Source organism: Burkholderia sp. BCC0398, from assembly GCF_902833245.1.
GTDB lineage: Bacteria > Pseudomonadota > Gammaproteobacteria > Burkholderiales > Burkholderiaceae > Burkholderia > Burkholderia sola.
Map to the genome: position 1 here is coordinate 60,386 of NZ_CADFEM010000012.1, position 19,037 is coordinate 79,422.

Annotated in this window: 17 protein-coding genes; all 17 read right to left on the reverse strand. The window is 69.4% G+C overall.

What is annotated here, in order from left to right; all coding sequences use genetic code 11:
* Positions 1-6 precede the first annotated feature (6 nt).
* Positions 7-825 carry a MinD/ParA family protein gene (locus tag HWX76_RS25015; RefSeq protein ID WP_124631752.1) on the reverse strand — a complete coding sequence of 273 codons (819 nt, stop codon included), beginning with the start codon at positions 823-825 and terminating at the stop codon, positions 7-9.
* Positions 818-2,605, reverse strand: coding sequence for a flagellar biosynthesis protein FlhF (gene flhF, locus HWX76_RS25020; RefSeq protein WP_176016510.1), 1,788 nt, complete (start codon positions 2,603-2,605; stop codon positions 818-820). The genes HWX76_RS25015 and flhF overlap by 8 nt, the downstream gene beginning before the upstream one ends.
* A complete protein-coding gene (gene flhA, locus HWX76_RS25025; protein WP_050011823.1) occupies positions 2,602-4,704 on the reverse strand; it encodes a flagellar biosynthesis protein FlhA in 2,103 nt (700 codons plus the stop codon). Before flhA ends, flhF begins: the two co-directional genes overlap by 4 nt.
* A complete protein-coding gene (gene flhB / locus HWX76_RS25030; protein WP_050011822.1) occupies positions 4,701-5,900 on the reverse strand; it encodes a flagellar biosynthesis protein FlhB in 1,200 nt (399 codons plus the stop codon). The genes flhA and flhB overlap by 4 nt, the downstream gene beginning before the upstream one ends.
* 356 nt (positions 5,901-6,256) lie before the next feature.
* A complete protein-coding gene (locus HWX76_RS25035; protein ID WP_050011821.1) occupies positions 6,257-6,637 on the reverse strand; it encodes a DUF805 domain-containing protein in 381 nt (126 codons plus the stop codon).
* Positions 6,638-7,076: 439 nt separating this feature from the next.
* Positions 7,077-7,574, reverse strand: a complete 498-nt coding sequence (locus tag HWX76_RS25040; RefSeq protein ID WP_050011820.1) for a VOC family protein — start codon at positions 7,572-7,574, stop codon at positions 7,077-7,079.
* A 165-nt stretch (positions 7,575-7,739) separates the two neighbouring features.
* Positions 7,740-8,969 carry a DUF3443 family protein gene (locus HWX76_RS25045; RefSeq protein WP_176016511.1) on the reverse strand — a complete coding sequence of 410 codons (1,230 nt, stop codon included), beginning with the start codon at positions 8,967-8,969 and terminating at the stop codon, positions 7,740-7,742.
* A 16-nt stretch (positions 8,970-8,985) separates the two neighbouring features.
* Positions 8,986-9,489, reverse strand: coding sequence for a DUF2844 domain-containing protein (locus tag HWX76_RS25050; protein ID WP_050012090.1), 504 nt, complete (start codon positions 9,487-9,489; stop codon positions 8,986-8,988).
* Positions 9,490-9,761: 272 nt separating this feature from the next.
* Complete coding sequence (gene cheZ / locus HWX76_RS25055) at positions 9,762-10,493, reverse strand: protein phosphatase CheZ (RefSeq protein ID WP_069618698.1); 732 nt, start codon at positions 10,491-10,493, stop codon at positions 9,762-9,764.
* A gap of 2 nt (positions 10,494-10,495) precedes the next feature.
* Complete coding sequence (gene cheY, locus HWX76_RS25060) at positions 10,496-10,891, reverse strand: chemotaxis response regulator CheY (protein ID WP_006754880.1); 396 nt, start codon at positions 10,889-10,891, stop codon at positions 10,496-10,498.
* Positions 10,892-10,958: 67 nt separating this feature from the next.
* Entirely contained in the window at positions 10,959-12,050 is a 1,092-nt protein-coding gene (locus tag HWX76_RS25065; protein ID WP_050011817.1) for a chemotaxis response regulator protein-glutamate methylesterase, read from the reverse strand.
* Positions 12,047-12,784, reverse strand: a complete 738-nt coding sequence (gene cheD, locus HWX76_RS25070) for a chemoreceptor glutamine deamidase CheD (protein ID WP_050011816.1) — start codon at positions 12,782-12,784, stop codon at positions 12,047-12,049. The genes HWX76_RS25065 and cheD overlap by 4 nt, the downstream gene beginning before the upstream one ends.
* Positions 12,781-13,773: a CheR family methyltransferase gene (locus HWX76_RS25075; protein ID WP_050011815.1), complete on the reverse strand. Its 993-nt coding sequence runs from the start codon at positions 13,771-13,773 to the stop codon at positions 12,781-12,783. The genes cheD and HWX76_RS25075 overlap by 4 nt, the downstream gene beginning before the upstream one ends.
* A 3-nt stretch (positions 13,774-13,776) precedes the next feature.
* Positions 13,777-15,744, reverse strand: coding sequence for a methyl-accepting chemotaxis protein (locus HWX76_RS25080; protein ID WP_124556827.1), 1,968 nt, complete (start codon positions 15,742-15,744; stop codon positions 13,777-13,779).
* 37 nt (positions 15,745-15,781) lie between these two features.
* The gene (gene cheW, locus HWX76_RS25085) at positions 15,782-16,300 is read right to left on the reverse strand and encodes a chemotaxis protein CheW (protein ID WP_050016005.1); all 519 of its coding nucleotides are present in this window, start codon (positions 16,298-16,300) and stop codon (positions 15,782-15,784) included.
* 48 nt (positions 16,301-16,348) lie between these two features.
* Complete coding sequence (cheA, locus tag HWX76_RS25090) at positions 16,349-18,613, reverse strand: chemotaxis protein CheA (protein WP_050016003.1); 2,265 nt, start codon at positions 18,611-18,613, stop codon at positions 16,349-16,351.
* Positions 18,614-18,646: 33 nt separating this feature from the next.
* Positions 18,647-19,024, reverse strand: coding sequence for a response regulator (locus tag HWX76_RS25095; RefSeq protein WP_050016002.1), 378 nt, complete (start codon positions 19,022-19,024; stop codon positions 18,647-18,649).
* Positions 19,025-19,037 lie beyond the last annotated feature (13 nt).

The following is a 19,037-nucleotide window of genomic DNA, read 5'->3' on the forward strand; positions in this document are numbered from 1 at the left end:
TGGCGCTCACGCGGCGTGTGCCGCGCCCGCCTCATACGACGGCTTGCCGCCGGCGTGGACCGCGCGGCCCGCGCCCGAACCGGGGCGCATCGGCCAGTACAACAGGTCGGCGGCAATCTGCCGGTAATCGCGCGCGGCAGCCGACGACGGGAACGCGTCGACTACCGCATGCATCAGTTCGCGGGCGTGCTCGACGAGCGGATCGGCGCTCACGCAGCCCGCATCGGCGATCGACACGGTCAGGTAGCGGCTCGCAACGCCCGCGAGGTTGTCGAAGGCCGTCTTCGCGTCCGCGTGGCTGGCGACCTGATTGGTCAGCACGCGGAACTGCGCGAACGCGTGCGCGAAATGCAGCCGCTTCATGCACGCATACGCCTCGGTGATCGCCTGCACGGCAACCCGCGTGACGATCAGCACGTCGTGCGCTTCGCGCGCGAGCGCCGACAGCGATCCGTCGGCGCCGAGCTGCGCGTCGACGAGGACGATGTCGGCCGGGCCGTCGATGAAGTCGCTCAGCTGCGCGTCGCTGTAGCCGGCGCGCGCGAGCTGGGCGGCGCCGCACAGGCCGAAGCCGGCCGCCACCCGCGTGCGTTCGCCGTCGCGCAGCCACGCGCCGGCGAGCGTCGCGCTGGCCGAATGCACGTCGGCGCGCTCGTCGACGACCAGCACGTCCTTGCCGAGCGACGTGAGCGCCGCCGCGAGGTTCACCACGGTGGACGTGCAGCCGACGCCCGCCGGCCCGCCCGTCACCGCGACGATGCGCGACGCGCGCCCGGCCAGCAGGCGCCGCAGCCCTTCGGCCTGGTCGATGATCCGTTTATCCAAATCGCACCTCGTGCAGCTCGGCGGTGGAACGTGCGGTCAGTGCGGAAAGCAGCGTCGGCATGTCCTCGTCTTGCGGCACGAAGGGCGAGCCGTCGCGCGGCACACAGAACGCGCTCTTCAGCAGGAATTTGGTCGACGCGACGTACAGGTTCTCCGGCACCTTCTGGCCGGTCGACACGTAGTGGACCGGCAGCTTGTAGCGGATTACCGTGTCGAGCACGCTGCCGAGGTGGGTCGCCTCGTCGAGCTTCGTGAGGATGCAGCCGGCCAGGTCAGGGTGCTCGCCCGCGCTGCGGTACGCCTGCACGACTTCGTTCAGCGTATCGCCATGGCTCGTCGCGTTCAGCAGCAGCAGGCGCTGCACCGGCGCGTTCGCGCCGTGCAGCATCGCGATCTGGTCGGACACCGCGCGGTCGCGCTGGCTCATGCCGATCGTGTCGATCAGCACGATGTGCTTGTTGCGCAGCTCGGACAGCGCGAGCGCGAGGTCGCCCGCATCCTTCACCGCGTGAACCGGCACGCCGAGGATCTTGCCGAAGATCCGCAGTTGCTCGTGGCCGCCGATCCGGTAGCTGTCGGTGGTCAGCAGCGCGACCTTGCTCGCGCCGAAGCGCATCACGCAGCGCGCGGCCAGCTTCGCGGTGGTGGTCGTCTTGCCGACGCCGGTCGGCCCCATCAGCGCGAACACGCCGCCGCGCTCCATCAGCGCGTCCTCGCTGTCGAGCACCGGCAGGTTCGATGCGAGCACCGACTGCGCCCATTCGGCGGCCTGCTCGAAGGTCTGCGCGCCGTCGCCGGACGGCAGGTTGTCGACCAGCATCCGCACGAGCTGCGCGGAGAAGCCGGCCGCGAACAGGTGCTTCGTCAGCGCGCCGTGCACGGAGCTGCGACGCTGGCGGTCGTGCCACATCAGGCTGTCGAACTGCTCTTCCATCATCCCGCGCAGCTCGCCCAGCTCCTGCATCACCGTGTCGTTGACGATCCGCTCGATGCGCGACTTCACCGCATCGGCCACCACGGCGGCCGCGTCGGCGGACAGGCGCGTGCGGTCGGTCTGCTTGGCGCCGTACGCGGCGCCCGTGTCGGCTGCGCGCTTGGCGGCGGCCGGCGCTGCGGCGGCCGGCATCCGGCGCTCGGCGTCGCGCACGATGTCGCGCGCCCAGTCGGGCGGCGTCGCGCGGGCGGCGGCTTGCGGCGCGGGCGCGCTCGCCTGCGGCTCGGCGGGCGCCTGCGCACGGGCGATCAGCGCGTCGCGCTGCTGCGTCAGGCGCTTCGCGTGCTCGACCAGCCACGGTGCGGGTTCGGAAGTGGCGGCCGGCGATCCGGGGGCAGGCCATCCGGCGGCCGGCGATCCGACCGCGGCCGATGCAGCGCTCGACGGCGCTGCCGCCGCGGGCGCGTCTGCATCGATCGACGCGGGGTGCGCATCCGCGTCTTGCGCGTCGGCGCTCGCGCCGAACACGGACGAGAACACGTCCGGCAGCCCGCCTTCGCCGGCCGCATACGGATTGGCGGCCGGGCGCGGGGCGGTCCCCGGGCGCGACACGATGCCCGGCACGGCGGCGGCCGGCACGGAGTCCGGCGCGCGCGACGTGGCGAGGCGCCCACGCGCGGCCGGCGGCGCCACCGCGGCGAGATCCGAATCGGCGAGTGCAACGATTTCGACGCTGCCGTCATCGAGCGTGCGGTTCGACAGCACGACCGCGTCGGCGCCGAGCGCCTCGCGCACGAGACGAAGTGCGTCGCGGCTCGTTGCGCCGGTGAATTTGCGAATGTTCAAGCGGAACCCCCGATGACGTTAACGACTTTGATCGTGCGTGTGTCCGGCACTTCGGCGTACGACAGCACTTTCAGTTGCGGCAGGCTGCGGCGCAGGAAACGCGCGAGCATCGCGCGCAGCGCGTGCTGCACGAGCAGCACGGGCGGCAGCCCGAGATTCTGTTGACGCAGCATCGCTTGCTGCGTGCCGGTCAGAAGGTTGTGCGCGAGGCCGGGTTCGAGGCCCGGGTTCGCGCCGGTGGCGAGCGCCTGCGACAGCACGCGCTCCAGGTTCGCGTCGAGGCCCATCACCTGCATTTCGCCGTTGCCCGGATACCACTGCTGCGTGATCGCGCGGCCGAGCGAGAGCCGCACCGCGGCCGTGATCTCGAACGCGTCGCCGCGGCCCGCATGCTCGGACACGGCCTCGAGGATCGTGCGCATGTCGCGAATCGGCACGCCTTCCTCGAGCAGGTTCTGCAGCACCTTCTGCAGCGTGGTGAGCGAGATCGTCTTCGGCACCAGGTCCTCGACGAGCGACGGCGCGTCCTTGCCGGTGCGCTCGACGAGCGCCTGCACTTCCTGGCGGCCGAGCAGCTCGGCCGCGTGCTGGACGACGAGATGGTTCAGGTGCGTCGCGACGACCGTGCTTGCGTCGACCACCGTGTAGCCGTACACCTGCGCCTGCTCGCGCAGCGCGACGTCGATCCACACGGCCGGCAGCCCGAACGCCGGATCCTGCGTGACGGCGCCCGGCAGCGCGGCCGTCACCTGGCCCGGGTTGATCGCGAGCCACTGGCCCGGGAACACTTCGCCGAAGCCGATCTCGACGCCCTTCAGCGCGATCCGGTACGCGTTCGGCCGCAGTTCGAGGTTGTCGCGGATATGGATCACCGGCGGCAGGAAGCCGATTTCCTGCGCGAATTTCTTGCGGATGCTCTTGATGCGCTTGAGCAGCTCGCCGTCGCTGTTCTTGTCGACGAGCGGAATCAGCCGGTAGCCGACTTCGAGGCCGAGCGGGTCGATCAGCTGCACGTCGTCCCAGGTCGCTTCGTGGCTGTCGGCCGGCAGCACGGCGGGCGGCGCGATGTCGGTCACGTCGCCGGCCGCCTTGCGGGCCGCCGCGCGCTTGGTCTGCGTGCGCGCCAGCCAGATCGCGCCGCCGCCGAGCGCGAGGAACGCGAAGTGCGGCATGCCCGGGATCAGCCCCATCAGCACGATGATCGCGCCGGTGATGTTCAGCACGCGCGGGTTCGTGAACAGCTGGCCGGTGATCTGCGTGCCGATGTCCTCGTCGGTGGCGACGCGCGACACGATCACGCCGGCCGCGGTCGAGATCACGAGCGACGGGATCTGCGCGACGAGGCCGTCGCCGATCGTCAGCAGCGTGTAGTTGGTGCCGGCCGCGGCGAAGCTCATGTCGTGCTGGACCATCCCGACGATCAGCCCGCCGATCACGTTGATCGCCATGATGATCAGGCCGGCGATCGCATCGCCGCGCACGAACTTCGACGCGCCGTCCATCGACCCGTAGAACTCGGCTTCCTGCGAGACGGCCAGGCGCCGCTTGCGCGCCTGTTCCTCGTTGATGAGGCCCGCGTTCAGATCGGCGTCGATCGCCATCTGCTTGCCGGGCATCGCATCGAGCGTGAAGCGCGCGGACACTTCGGCGATCCGCCCCGCACCCTTCGTGATCACCATGAAGTTGATGATCATCAGGATCACGAACACGACGATGCCGACCGCGAAGTTGCCGCCGACGAGGAAGTGGCCGAATGCTTCGATCACCTGGCCGGCCGCGTCGGGCCCGGTATGGCCTTCGAGCAGCACGACGCGGGTCGACGCGACGTTCAGCGACAGGCGCAGCAGCGTCGAGAACAGCAGCACGCTCGGGAACGCCGCGAAGTCGAGCGGCTTCATCGTGTACATGCTGACGAGCAGCACCATCACGGACAGCGCGATGTTGAACGTGAACAGCAGATCCAGCAGCATCGGCGGCAGCGGCAGGATCATCATCCCCAGGATCATGCAGATGAGGATCGGGCCCGCGAGCGCGCGCAGGTTGGTGCCCGCGAACGGGTTCGCGCGCTTGCCGAACAGGCCGGTGGTCGGGGTGCTCATGCCGCGTTCCCTTGCTGGCCGAGGGCGTCCTCGGCTTCTTCACGTTCGTCGTCGGCGGCGACCGACGTGCCCTTGTCGAGTTCGGCCGGCACGTCGAGATCGACCGGCATCGCCGGGAACGCGCCGCCTTCCGAGCGGAAGCGCTTGAGCTGGTAAACCCATGCGAGCACTTCGGCCACGGCCGAGTACAGCGAACCGGGGATCTCGCGCTCGAGTTCGACGTTGTGATACAGCGCTCGCGCGAGCGGCGGCGCTTCGAGCAGCGGCACGTTGTGTTCGGCCGCGAGTTCGCGGATGCGCGCCGCGACGAGGTTCACGCCCTTCGCGACCACCTTCGGCGCGCGCATCTCGCCGTCCGTGTATTGCAGCGCGACCGCGAAGTGCGTCGGGTTCGTGACGACCACGTCGGCCTTCGGCACGGCCGCCATCATCCGGCGCCGCGCAATCGCGCGCTGCTGCTGGCGGATCCGCCCCTTCACGTGCGGATCGCCTTCGTTCTCGCGATGCTCGCGCTTCACTTCTTCCTTCGTCATGCGCAACTTCTTGTTGTACTGCCAGAGTTGGTAAGGCACGTCGAGCCCGGCGACCACCAGCATCCCGGCGACCGTCGTGCCGCAGCACACGGCGACCAGATGCAGCGCATCGGGCAGCGCGGCGCCGAGCGGCTGCGTCGCGAGGCTGAGCAGCTCGTCCTTGCTGCGCCAGATCGCGATGCCGCCGATCCCGCCGACGACCAGCGTCTTCGCGATCGACATCCCGAGCTGGATCGGCCCCTGGATCGAGAAGATCCGGCCGAGGCCCGAGATCGGGTTCAGGCGGTCGAACTTCAGCTCGAACGTCTTCTGCGAAATCAGCCAGCCGCCGAGCGCCATCGGCGCGAGCAGCGCGGCGACGCCGGTGAGCGCGAGCAGCGGCAGCAGCGCGGCGAAGCCTTCGCGGCTCGCGCTGCCGGCCGCCGACAACATCCGGTGGGTGTCGAACGCGGTCGCGCGATCGAACGTGAACGCGCCGCGCAGCATCGCCTGCAGATGCCCGCCCGACGGGCCCGCGAGCAGCCACGCGCCGTAGAACCCCGCCGCGAGCAGTGCGAACGAAGCCAGCTCGCGCGAACGCGCGACCTGCCCCTCCTCGCGCGCCTTCTCGCGGCGCCTGGGAGTGGCGGCTTCGGTCTTGTCGAGATCGCTCTCGTCTGCCACGGGGCCTCCAGTCGGGTACGGCGGAATGCCGCTTTCCAGTGACACCGATTATTCATGGACGCGTCAAACGCCGATCGGTCGAGCAAAGCCGGGAAAGGGGGGTATTTCGGGGAATCGGGCGAGCGGCCGCGAACGCGGCCGGAACGGGGGCGGAGCGACGCGCGGCGCGGCGGAAAAACGGGACCGGCCGGCGCATTGGCGAGGCGGCGGCCGCAAGCGGAACGGCAGCGGCTTCACGCGCGGGGAACGGTGAAACGACGGACGGGAAAGACGGGAGAGAAGCGGGAGAAGCGCGAGAAGCGGGGCAAGCAGGCCCCGACGCAACGGCGTCGCGCGTCGGTCGGGGCAGGCGTCGGTCAGACGGCCGGGATCGGGTCCGCGCCGAAACGGTTCGGGCCTTCGGTGCCGCGCGAGCACATCCACACGAGCAGCAGGATGCCGCCGACGATCGGAATCAGCGCGAGCAGCAAGAACCAGCCCGAGCGGCCCGTATCGTGCAGGCGGCGCACGCTGACCGCGATGCCCGGAATGATCAGCGCGAGCGACACCAGGAAGATCACGCCGAGCAGCAGCAGCGTGATCAGGCCCGCATCGCGGCCGGCCGCGCCGATGATCTGACCGGCGACCGACAGCACGGAGGTCAGCAGCGCGAAATACCAGTATTCGGCACGACGCGCACGGCCTTCGAATGTTGCGTATTTATTCAGTACGGTACGAACGGCTTCGGAAAAATTCATTTTATTACCCTCCTGTTTTATATTGGCACCCCGGAAACAACGCCGGAATTATAAGATCGAAGTTCGGTGGATTCCATCTCTTTTCGCATATGGGGCAATACGCGCCCATATGGCGCAGGAAAGACTGCAAGAGCGGATTTCGGCGTGCCGGCTTGCATGCCGCGTCATTTTAATAATCGTGAAGATCTGACAGAAATGGCAGCCGCGAATAATCCGGCTTTGATTACACCCGAATGAAATCGCACGAATCGATAATCGACTCGAGTGTCCGGCATTCGATTAACCGACCGGCCGGCGATACGCAGGCGCGCCGGTCGCGGCGCCTTTCGGCGTCGCCGGTTCCGCCCGAATCGCAGCCTGCGGCGTCGGGACGGGACGGCCGACCATCGCCGGCCCGAACGGCGTGATCGACCGAAGCGACCTAGGGCGTGTTCACGCCCTAGCCGGCCGCCGCCCGCTGCAACGCGCCGAGATCGAGCTTCTTCATCGTCATCACCTGCGCCATCACGCGCTCGGCGCGGGCCGGGTCGCCCGTCATCAGTTCGGCCATCTGCACGGGCACGACCTGCCACGACACGCCGAAGCGGTCGCGCAGCCAGCCGCATTGCTGCGCGCGCGCGTCGCCACCTTCGGACAGGCGCGCCCAGTAATGGTCGATCTCGTCCTGGTCGCGACAGTTGACGACGAACGACACGGCCGGCGTCATCTGGAACACGGGGCCGCCGTTCAGCGCGACGAACGCCTGCCCGTCGAGCTCGAACGCCACGGTCATCACCGCGCCCTCGGCGTTGCCGGACGCATGCGCGCCGGTCTTGCCGTAGCGCGCGACGTGCACGATGCGCGCGTTGTCGAACACCGATACGTAGAAACCGGCCGCCGCCTCGGCGTCGCGGTCGAACCACAGGAACGGCGTGATGCGCTGGATACGCGGGTTCATGCGCTGTCTCCTTCGATGTCGTGCCGGCACCGGTGCCGGTCTTACATCGTAGGCGCTATGCCGGCGCGTGGCAGCGATCCGGTCCGTAGTGCACGCACGGCGCGCCGGAATAAAAAAAGGGGGCGATCGCTCGCCCCCCTTGTTCCTGCGTCCGGCGACGCCGCGTCAGAATGCGACGAACGGCTGCGCGCCGCCGCTCGCGGTCTTGTCCATCCCGAAGTAGATCGTCTTGCCGTAGAAGTGCGGCATGCCGATGTCGAGCCAGTTGGACGAGCCGAACGGCCCCGCGATGTCGTTGAACGCGAACGTCGACGCATTCGAGAACAGCGAATCCGCGTTCGCGACCGGCATCGACACGGTGCCCGACGCGCCGTTCTGGCCGCTCAGCGTGGCCGAATAGGTCGTCGTCCCCGACGGGCAGTAGAACTCCGTATTCCTCGAACAGACCGTCTGCGCCGAATCGTTGAAGAAATACGCGTTCGAGCCCGTATCGAAGAACGCGGTCACGTTGCGCCCCTGGAACGTCGCGCTGACGTCGCCGGTCGTGGTCGACGTCAGCACCGTCTTGCCGCTCAGGTTCGGCAGGCCGAACGTCAGCGTGCCGGTCGCGCTCGCCTGCCCGTTGTTCGAGATGGCCGGCATCTGCACGCTCACGCCGTCGTTGTTCGCGAACCGATGCACCGGGTTGGCCACCTGCTGCGCGAGCGGCACGAGCGTGACGGCGCAGCTCGCGTTGTCGCCGTTCGGGCACGCGTAGTAGTTGTTGCTCGTCGACGTCGACGTCGCGCAGGTCGTGCCGCAGTCGTACGGCGCCGGCCCGATGCCGAGGATCCCGTTCGCGCCGAGCGCGCTCGTCGAGTTGGCCGACGCGCCGCCGTTCGTGCACGAGCTCGGCACGTTCGTCGTGCCGAGGTCGCCGATGATCTGCACGGGCAGCGACGCGGCCTGCTCGGCGCCGATCGACAGGTCGACGGTGCGCACCGAGCCCCACGTGTAGCTCGACACGAACTTGCCGCATTCGGCGACCGGCGCGCCGCCGCTCTTCACCTGCGGCAGGCTGTCGTGCACGCCGGCCACCGCGTTGCCGACGAGCCGCAGCCCGTAGGACGCGGTATCGACGAGCACGTTGTTGACGATCTGGCAGTTCGACGTGCCCGGCACGCAAACCTTCACGCTGATGGTCGGGATGTTGATCACGTTCGCGGCGCCGGCGGCGACCGTGACGACGGCCGTGTTGCCGCTGTTGCCGTCGGAGCCGCTGTTGCCGGTATTGCCGTTGTTGCCCGAACTGCCGCCGCCGTCATCGCCGCCGCCGCAGGCCGTCACGAGCACGGCCGTCGCGGCCAGGAGGCCCAGCACGCCGAACCAGCGCTTGAATGTACGAGTCATGCTCAAGATCGCTCTCCCGCTGTCACTGGATATCGGTGCCGGCCACGCCGGTCGGCAGCGCCGACGGCAGCCATGCCTGGCCGGAGAAGGCGCCCATGTGGCCGCCCGTCCGGATCACGAGGCCGCTCGTCTCGACGGCCACCGGCGCACGCCAGCCGCGCGCCCGGTGCGCCGCCTGGACGCCGGCGGTGTACTGCGGGAAATAGCTGCCGAGCAGCGACGCGAGATCCGGCATCGTCGGCCCGCGCCACGCGAGGCCGAACACGCTGCCGGCGGCCGACGTGTATTCGTGGATGACGGTGCCCGATCCGAGCGTGATCTCGCGGACGGTATAGGCGGCCGTGCTCGTCTGCACGCCGTCCGCCGAGCGCATCGCGCGCTGCAGCGCGCGCACGGTGGCGGCCTGATCGTCCGCCGGCGGCGACATCGGCGCGCCGCCCAGTTCCGCGTGTGCGTGGACGGCCCACAGCACACCCATTGCAGCCGTCGCGTGCGCGACGGTCCAGCCCAAGCGTTTCAGCTTCACGTTCCCCCCCAAGGGACTGGCTTCGATGCCGACGGCGCCGCCATCGGCCCGCGCCGTCTGCCCACTGATGAATCGTACGAATGACGATACGTTGCTGCTGACGCGTAGTATGCCTGCGGAGTGTGTCGAAGTGTCAATTCGACGCAGGATCAAGCTGCGCCGCGCAGCGGCGCCGGGCGAGGGGAAACGAGGCGGGAACGGGGCATGCGCGCGTCGGCCGGCCCCGCGGAACGGGGCGCCCGGCATGGGACGCGCGATGCGCACCGGCAGGATCAGAAGCCGAGGCTCGCGAGCAGGTCGTCGACCTGCCCCTGGTCCTGAACGACGTCGGATTTGCCTTCCGGCGCGATCTGCGGTCCGTTCAGCAGCGATTCGGGGCTGCCGGTCGCGCTCATCGCTTCAGCCGCGAATGCCGCTGCGGTGGCCGCGAACTGCTCGCGCCGCTCCGGCGCGATGTTCTCGACGAGCACGGTGAGGAGCTGCTGCTCGATCAGGTAGACCATGTCCATGATCTTCTTGATCACCTGCCCCGTCAGATCCTGGAAATCCTGCGCAAGCATGATCTCGAGCAGTTGCGCGCGGGTCGCCGCCGTCGATTCGGGCAGCGTGCGCAGGAACGCGCGCGTGTCGTCCATCAGCTCGCGCACTTCCGCGTGCTCGATCGGCGCGGCGTACCACTGCGCCCAGCGTGCGTCAAGCGCCTCGGCCTCGTTCTGCACGCGCTCCTGCATCGGCTTCGCGATCTCGATCGCATTCAGCACGCGCACCGCGGCCTGTTCGGTCATCGTCGCGACGTAGCGCAGCCGGTCGCGCGCATCGGGCACGGCTTCCGCCGCGCGCTCGACATGCTTGTCGAGCCCGAGCTCGCGCATCGAATCGCGCAGCGTGCGCGTGACGTGGCCGATGCGCGCGAGGATCCGGTCGCTCGCGTAATCGGCGCCTTCGGCATGGCCGTCGGCATTGACCGCCGCGCCGGCAAGCGCCGCATGGATCGGCTCGTTCACGTTCAGCTCCCGGCCTTGGCCATCTTGTCGATGATCTTGTTCAGCTTCTCGTCGAGCGTCGCGGCCGTGAACGGTTTCACGACGTAGCCGCTCGCGCCGGCCTGCGCGGCCGCGATGATGTTCTCCTTCTTCGACTCGGCCGTGACCATCAGCACCGGCAGATGCGTGAGCGTCGCGTCCGCGCGGATCTCCTTGAGCATCGCGAGACCGTCGAGGTTCGGCATGTTCCAGTCCGAGATCACGAAGTCGAAGCCGCCGCCGCGCAGCCGCGCGAGGCCGGCCGCGCCGTCCTCGGCCTCATCGACGTTCGTGTAGCCCAGTTCCTTGAGCAGGTTGCGGACGATCCGGCGCATCGTCGGGAAATCGTCCACCACCAGGATTTTCATGCTCTTGTCCATCGTCGTTCCTTTCCAGATTCGTTTCCGTCGGGACGCGTATCGTGGCACGCGCCCCGTGACAGTCCATTCACACGCGCTGCACGCGGTCGCCCATCGTCGCCAGGCGGGCCATCACGCGGCGGCTCATGTCGGCGAGCGGCGCGACCTCGTCCGCCCCGCCGAGCGCGATTGCCTCGCGCGGCATCCCGAACACGATGCAGCTCGCCTCGTCCTGCGCGAACGTGTAAGCGCCCGCGCGTTTCATTTCCAGCAGGCCGGCCGCGCCGTCGCGGCCCATCCCGGTGAGGATCACGCCGATCGCGTTCTTGCCCGCATGCGTCGCCGCCGAGCGGAACAGCACGTCGACCGACGGGCGGTGCCGGTTCACCGGCGGCTCGTCCGACAGTTGAGCAATATAGTTCGCGCCGCTTCTCGCGAGCAACAGGTGCGCATGGCCCGGCGCGATGTACGCATGGCCCGGCAGCACGCGTTCGCCGTGCTCGGCTTCCTTCACCGCGATCCGGCACAGGCCGTTCAGCCGCTGCGCGAACGATTTCGTGAAGCCCGGCGGCATGTGCTGCGCGATCAGCACGGCCGGCGCGTCCGGCGGCAGCGGCGTCAGCACTTCGCGGATCGCCTCGGTGCCGCCCGTCGACGCGCCGATGATGATCAGCTTCTCGGTACTGACGAGCGGGTTGTTGATCATCGGCGCGGCCGCGGCGCTGTCCGCCGTGCGCGCGACGGCCTGCGGCTGCGGCGCCTGGCGCACGCGCGCGCGCGACGCCGCGCGGATCTTGTCCGCGAGCTTTTCCGCGTAGTCGAGCATCCCGTCGCGAATCCCGACGCGCGGCTTCGTGACGAAATCCACCGCGCCGAGTTCGAGCGCGCGCAGCGTGATTTCGGAGCCGCGCTCGGTCAGCGACGACACCATCACGACCGGCATCGGCCGCAGGCGCATCAGCTTCTCGAGGAAGTCGAGCCCGTCCATGCGCGGCATTTCGACGTCGAGCGTGAGCACGTCGGGGTTGTGCTGCTTGATGAGCTCGCGCGCGACGAGCGGATCGGGCGCGGTCGCGACCACCGTCATGTCGGGCTGGCTGTTGATGATCTCGGTCATCAGGCTGCGGATCAGCGCCGAATCGTCGACGCACAACACTTTGATCTTCTGCACTGCGGTCATGCCTCCTGCTTTCTTGATAGGGTCGCCGTCCGCGCGGCGGCGGCCGCGGCCGCGCTACCGCCGCCGGCCGGCGCGGCGCCGCGCCCGCCGAACAGCTCGATGCGCGGACGCGCCGGCTGCGGCGCGGCAGGCCGCTTCGCGGCAAACAGCTCGACGTGCGCGCGACGGGCGCGCTCGGCCTCGCGCGCGAGCGCGGCTTCGCGCTCGGTCACGCCCGGCACCTGCAGCCGCAGTTTCTTCACCATCGCGCGCCCGCTGTGCGGCATGAACGCGACCTTGCGCGGATGCACGCCCTGCAGGTCTTCCGCGGTGATGCGGATGCGCTCGAGCGCCAGATAGCGGCGCACGAAATCCGCGTTGCGATCGCCGATGTTGATCGTCGTCATCCCGGCCAGCACGGCCGCGCCGCCGAACACCTTCGCCTCGAAGCGCTCGCGGCGCCCGCCGGCCTTGATCAGCTCGTTGATCAGCACTTCCATCGCATACGCGCCGTAGCGCATCGATTCCGACGCGGCCGCGCCCGGATCGGCGCCGTCGTCCGGCAGCATGAAATGGTTCATCCCGCCGATGCCCGCGTACGGGTCGTGCAGGCACGCGGCGACGCACGAGCCGAGCACGGTCATCAGCACCATGTCCTCGGCGGTCGTGTAGAACTCGTTCGGCAACAGCTTCACGCCGGGGCGCTCGAAGTGGTTGTCGAAGTAGCGATTGGTCGCGATCGGCAGTGCGCTCATCCGCGCTCTCCAAGAGCCGGCGCGCCGCCTGCGGCCCGCGCGCGCGCGGGCGACGGCATCGCGGCCGCCGCGCTCGCCTGCGCGCCGCGCGAGCGCGCACCCTGCTCGGCGTCGCGCGTCAGTTCGTACACCGTCTGCCCGCGCAGCCGGAACGCCTGCGTCACGTACGTGAAGTTCTCCGAATGGCCTGCGAACAGCAGCCCGCCCGGCTTCACGAGCGGCTCGAAGCGCGACAGCACCTGCCCCTGCGTCGGCTTGTCGAAATAGATCATCACGTTGCGGCAGAAGATCGCGTCGAACGGCTTCGCGATCCCGTAGTCCGCATCGGTCAGGTTCAGCTGCTCGAAGCGGATCATCGCGCGCAGCTCGGGGCGCACCTTCACGCGGCCGGCCTGCGCGCCCGTGCCCTTCAGGAAGAAGCGCTTGAGCCGCTCCGGCGACAGGTGCTTGACCTGGTCGTACGTGTAGATGCCGGCTTCGGCCTTCGCGAGCACCTGCGTGTCGAGATCGGTCGCGAGGATCGTCGCGCTGCGCGCGGCCGCGTCGCCGAGCGCCTCGATCAGCGTGATCGCGATCGAGTACGGCTCCTCGCCGGTCGACGCCGCCGAGCACCAGACCGAGACCGGCGCCGGCCGCGATTTCACGAATTCCGCCAGGATCGGGAAATGGTGCGACTCGCGGAAAAACGCGGTCAGGTTGGTGGTCAGCGCGTTGGTGAACGCTTCCCATTCGAGCGGATCGTCTTCCTGCTCGAGCAGGTCGAGGTAGTCGCGGAACGTGTCGAGGCCGCGCGCCCGCAGCCGTCGCGCGAGCCGGCTATAGGCCATGTCGCGCTTGTGCTCGGACAGCGAGATGCCCGCGCGTTGATGGATCAGCGCGCGGATGCGTGCGAAATCCGCACCGGTGAACGCGAAGTCGCGCCCCGGCTCGCCCGCGCGAGGCGAGGCATCCGGTGCATCGGGTCGAAACGGCGCGCGCGCGTGCTGCATGGCTTAGAAGGTCTCCCAGTCGTCGTCGGACGCGCCGGCTGACGCCAGCGCCGGCTTCTCGCCGTTCAGCGCCGGGCGCACGAGCGCGGGCTTCGCGGCCGGCTTGTCCGCCGGCGCGGCCGTCTTCGCGAGACGCGGGCCGTAGCCGCCCGCGGCGGCGGCGCCACGGGCGGCCGGTGCATCCTTTTGCGTCCGCGCGGCGGCCTCGGCCGCACGCGTCGGTTCGGACGCGGCGGCCGCGGCGCCCGACGCAGCCGCACGCGACGCCGGCGCGGCGCGCCGTGCCGCCGGTTGGGCCGCAGCCTGCGGCGCCGGCAGCGCGGCGACCGGCGCATCGTGGCGCGACGCCGACGGCAGCGCCGCCGGTTCGTGCGCGACCGGCCGCGCGACGCTGCGCGCCGGCGCGAGCGCGATGCCGCCCGCGACGCGCCACCCCGACACGATCGCCTTCATCTGGCGCGTCTGCTCCTCGAGCGACGCGGCCGCGGCCGCCGCCTGCTCGACGAGCGCCGCGTTCTGCTGCGTGACCGCATCCATCTGGCCGACCGCGCGATTGACCTGCTCGATGCCGGTCGACTGCTCGTCGGACGCGGCGCTGATCTCGCCCATGATGTCGGTCACGCGGCGCACGGCCTGCACGATCTCTTCCATCGTCGAGCCGGCGCGCGCGACGAGCGCCGACCCGCTGTCGACCTTCTCGGCCGAATCGCCGATCAGCTGCTTGATTTCCTTCGCGGCGCTCGCGCTGCGCTGCGCGAGCGAGCGCACCTCGCCCGCGACCACCGCGAAGCCGCGGCCCTGCTCGCCGGCCCGCGCCGCTTCGACGGCCGCGTTCAACGCGAGGATGTTGGTCTGGAACGCGATCCCTTCGATCGTGCCGATGATGTCGACGACCTTGCCCGAGCTCGCCGCGATGTCCTGCATCGTCGATACGACCTGGCCGACCACGTCGCCGCCCTGGGTCGCGATGTCCGACGCGTTCACCGCGAGCTGGCTCGCCTGCCGCGCGTTCTCCGCGTTCTGCCGCACGGTGCCCGTCAGTTGCTCCATGCTCGACGCGGTTTCCTGCAGCGACGCGGCCTGCTCCTCGGTGCGCTGCGACAGGTCGATGTTGCCGGTCGCGATCTCGCGCGCGCCGACGTCGATCGATTCGGTGCCGCGATGCACGGCCTGCACCATCGTCGTGACGGCGTCCTGCATCCGCTTGATGCCGCCGAACAGGCGGCCGATCTCGTTCGTGCTGGAGGCGTTCACCGGCTGCGTGAGGTCGCCGCCGGCAATGCGCTCGAAATGCGCGATCGCGTCCTCGATCGGCTGGACGATCAGCCCGCGCAGCACGAAGCGGATCGCGATCACGACGACGAACGCGATCGCGATGCCGGCCGCGATCAGCGCGATCATCATCGAGATCTGCGACTGCGTCTCGGTCTGACGGTCTTGCGCGCGCTTCTGCAGCGCGGCGATCACGGCCGCCGCCGTCTGGTCGAACGCGACGAACATCGGGCTGATCTTCGTGTCCGCGACCGCGTGGTACGCGGCCATGTCGCCCGCGCGCGCCGCGGCGAACTCGGGCTCGACGCCTTCCTTCACGATCGTCGTGTAGCGTGCGGCGAGCTCGTCGAGCAGCGCCTGATCGACCCCGAGCTTCGGCGTCGACTGGAACGCCTGCCAGTTCTGGTTCGACTTCGCATACAGCTCCTGCGCGCGGTCGAGCACCTTCGCCGCGTCGGCCGCATTGCCGCCTTCGGTCAGCGTACGAAAGCGATCGAGCGCGACGCGCGAGCGCAGCAGCTGCGCGGCCGTGTCGTCGAGCGTGTGGATCGCCGGCAGGTCGACGTGCGCGATCTCGTCGAGCGAGCGGCTCGCATGATCGAGCGCGTAGAGGCCGAGCCCGCCGACCGCGGCGGTCAGGCACACGAGGATGAGTCCGACCGCCGTGAGCGTCGTGCGGATCGACCAGTTATGCAACATTGCAGATTCTCCCGAAATTGCTGCGCGCGCGGCGCGCTTACCCGCCGAGCGTCTCGATCAGCGCCATTTCCCGGCTCGACATCAGCTTCTCGATGTCCATCAGGATCAGCATCCGGCCGTCGACCGTGCCGAGGCCCGTCAGGTACTCGGTCGTCAGCGTCGCGCCGAATTCCGGCGCCGGCATGATCTGGTCGGTCTGCAGCGTCAGCACGTCCGACACGCCGTCGACCACCATCCCGACCACGCGGTTCGACACGTTCAGGATGATCACGACGGTCTGGTGGTCGTACTCGACGCGGCCGAGGTGGAACTTGATCCGCATGTCGACGATCGGCACGATGATCCCGCGCAGGTTGATCACGCCCTTGATGAACTCGGGCGCGTTCGCGATCCGCGTGACGCTGTCGTAGCCGCGGATTTCCTGCACTTTCAGGATGTCGATCCCGTATTCCTCGTCGCCGAGCGTGAAGACGAGAAATTCCTGGCCCGTCGCATCGCCGTGTTCGGCGTCGCGGCGGCTGGTCGCCGCCGCATTCGCCGCGGCCGTATTGATCATTTGGACTTCAGCAGACACGTTTGCCCCCAATCGGTTGAATGGCGAGAGTCAGAAGACGGCGAGCTCGGCGCCGGCTCGGGCGCCGTGCATCGCACGGGTTTCGCGGTTCAGCGCCGCGACGTCGACGATCAGCGCGACGCTGCCGTCGCCGAGGATGGTCGCCGCCGAGATGCCGTGCACCTTGCGGTAGTTGGTTTCGAGGTTCTTCACGACCACCTGCTGCTGGCCGACCAGTTCGTCGATCAGCATCGCGAAACGACGCCCCTCGGTTTCCATGATCGTGACGATCCCCTGCGTCGGGTCGGTGCGCGCGTCGTCGACCGAGAACACCTCGTGCAGCGCGACGAGCGGCAGGTATTCGCCGCGCACGCGCACCACGCGTTCGCCGTTGCCGACCGTGTAGATGTCGTCGTTCGACGGCTGCAGCGACTCCATCACGAAGTTCAGCGGCAGGATGAAGATCTCGCTGCCCACCTTGACCGACATCCCGTCGAGGATCGCGAGCGTGAGCGGCAGCACGATCCGCGTGGTCGTGCCGCGGCCCGCCTGCGACGAGATCTCGACGTGGCCGCCCATCGACTGGATGTTGCGCTTCACGACGTCCATCCCGACGCCGCGGCCCGACACGTCGGTCACCGTCTCGGCGGTCGAAAAGCCCGGCGCGAAGATCAGCTGCCACACTTCGTCGTCGCTGATGTTCTCGGAGATCTGCATGCCCTGCTTCGCGGCCTTCGCGAGAATCCGCTCGCGGTTCAGGCCCGCGCCGTCGTCGCTCACCTCGATCACGATGTTGCCGCCGTGATGCGCGGCCGACAGCACGAGCTGGCCGACCGCATCCTTGCCGGCGGCGACGCGCTTGTCGACGGTTTCGATCCCGTGGTCGAGGCTGTTGCGCACCAGGTGCGTGAGCGGATCGATGATCCGTTCGATCAGGCTCTTGTCGAGCTCGGTCGCCTGGCCGAACGTGACCAGTTCGACCTGCTTGCCGAGCTTGCCGGCGAGGTCGCGCACGAGCCGCGGGAAGCGGCTGAACACGTAGTCCATCGGCATCATGCGGATCGACATCACCGCTTCCTGCAGGTCGCGCGCGTTGCGCTCGAGCTGCGCCATCCCGTTGAACAGGCGGTCGTGCAGCGCCGGATCGAACGCGCTGGCCGTCTCGGCCAGCATCGCCTGCGTGATCACCAGTTCGCCGACGAGGTTGATCAGCTGATCGACCTTCTCGACGCCGACGCGGATCGAGCTGCCTTCGGCGCCGCCTGCCGCCGCGGCGGCCGGGCGCGCGCGCTTGTCGTCGTGATGCGCGGCGGCGGCCGGCGCCGCGTGATCGGCCGGCTGCGGTTGAGCGGGGGGTTGCGACTGCGGCTGCACTGCGGCGGCCGGAGCCGTAGCGGGCGCCGCGGCAGCCGGTTGCGGCGCGGCGGCCTGCGGCGCGAACACCTCTACGCGCGCGGGCTGCGCGGCGGCGGCCGGTTCGGCAGCTTCAGCAGCCACGGCCGCGGCGGCCGGCGCGACGGCCGGCGCCGCCTGGGCAGCCGGCGCCGTGCCGCGCCCGACGCGGATCTGGCTTTCGTCGATCACGAAGCAGCACACCGCGACGATGTCGTCGGACGGCACGTCCGATTCGACCCACAGCGTCAGGTCCGCGCCCACTTCCTCGCGGCCGACGATCCGGCCGAGGTTGCCGAGTTCTTCGGTGAGCAGCGCCTGGTCCTTCGCGTCGACGCCGACCAGCGTGATCTTCAGGTGCGGGCCGTCGGCGCCGGCATCGGCGTCGGCCGCCGGATGCGCGGCCGCGACGGCCTGCTCGACCACATGGTCGGGCGCCCGGTCGTCGCCGACGGCGGGCGCGGCAGCCGGCGCGACGGCGGCGGCAACCGGCGCGGCCGGCGTAGGCGCGGCCGGCGCAGGCGCGCCCGCACCGCTTTCGGCCTTCAGCCGTTCGAGCTTCGCGCAGATCGCCGCGGCGGCGGCCGCGTCCGGCTCGGCGCTCGCGCGGTAGTCGACGAGCTGGTCGGACAGCACGTCCTTGGTTTCCAGGAACGCGTCGACCATCTCCTTGGTCAGCGTCAGCTCATGGTTGCGCGCACGGTCGAGCAGCGATTCGAGGATGTGCGTCGTATCGGTCAGCGCGGAAAAGCCGAACGTCGCCGCGCCGCCCTTGATCGAATGCGCGGCGCGGAAGATCGCCGCCAGATCCTCGGGATCGGGCGCATCGACGTCGAGGTTCAGCAGCAGCTGCTCCATCTGCGCGAGCAGCTCGTCCGCTTCGTCGAAAAAGGTCTGGTAGAACTGAGTGATGTCGAGAGTCATGCCCGGTCACCGGTTGAAATCGTCGCGTTCATGTCAGGAGGCAGCCGGCTCGGACAGCGTGGCGACCAGGTCGACCAGCACGCCCGGGTCGATCGGCTTTTCGATCCAGCCGGTCGCACCCGCGTCGCGTGCGGCGTCCTTGAACGCGTCGCTGCCTTCGGTCGTCAGGATGAGGATCGGCGTGTCCGCGTACGCGGTCAGCTTGCGCAGCGCGGCGATCACCTCGAGCCCGCTCTTGCGCGGCATGTTCTGGTCGGTCAGGACCAGGTCGTACGGCGTCGTCGCCGCCATGTCGAAGCCGGCTTCGCCGTCCGGCGCCACCGTCACGTCGTAGCCGGCCTGCGCCAGCGTGGCCTGCAGCAGCGCACGCATGGTCGCGGAGTCGTCGATGGCGAGAATGGTTCGGATCATGTCTGTCTCGGAA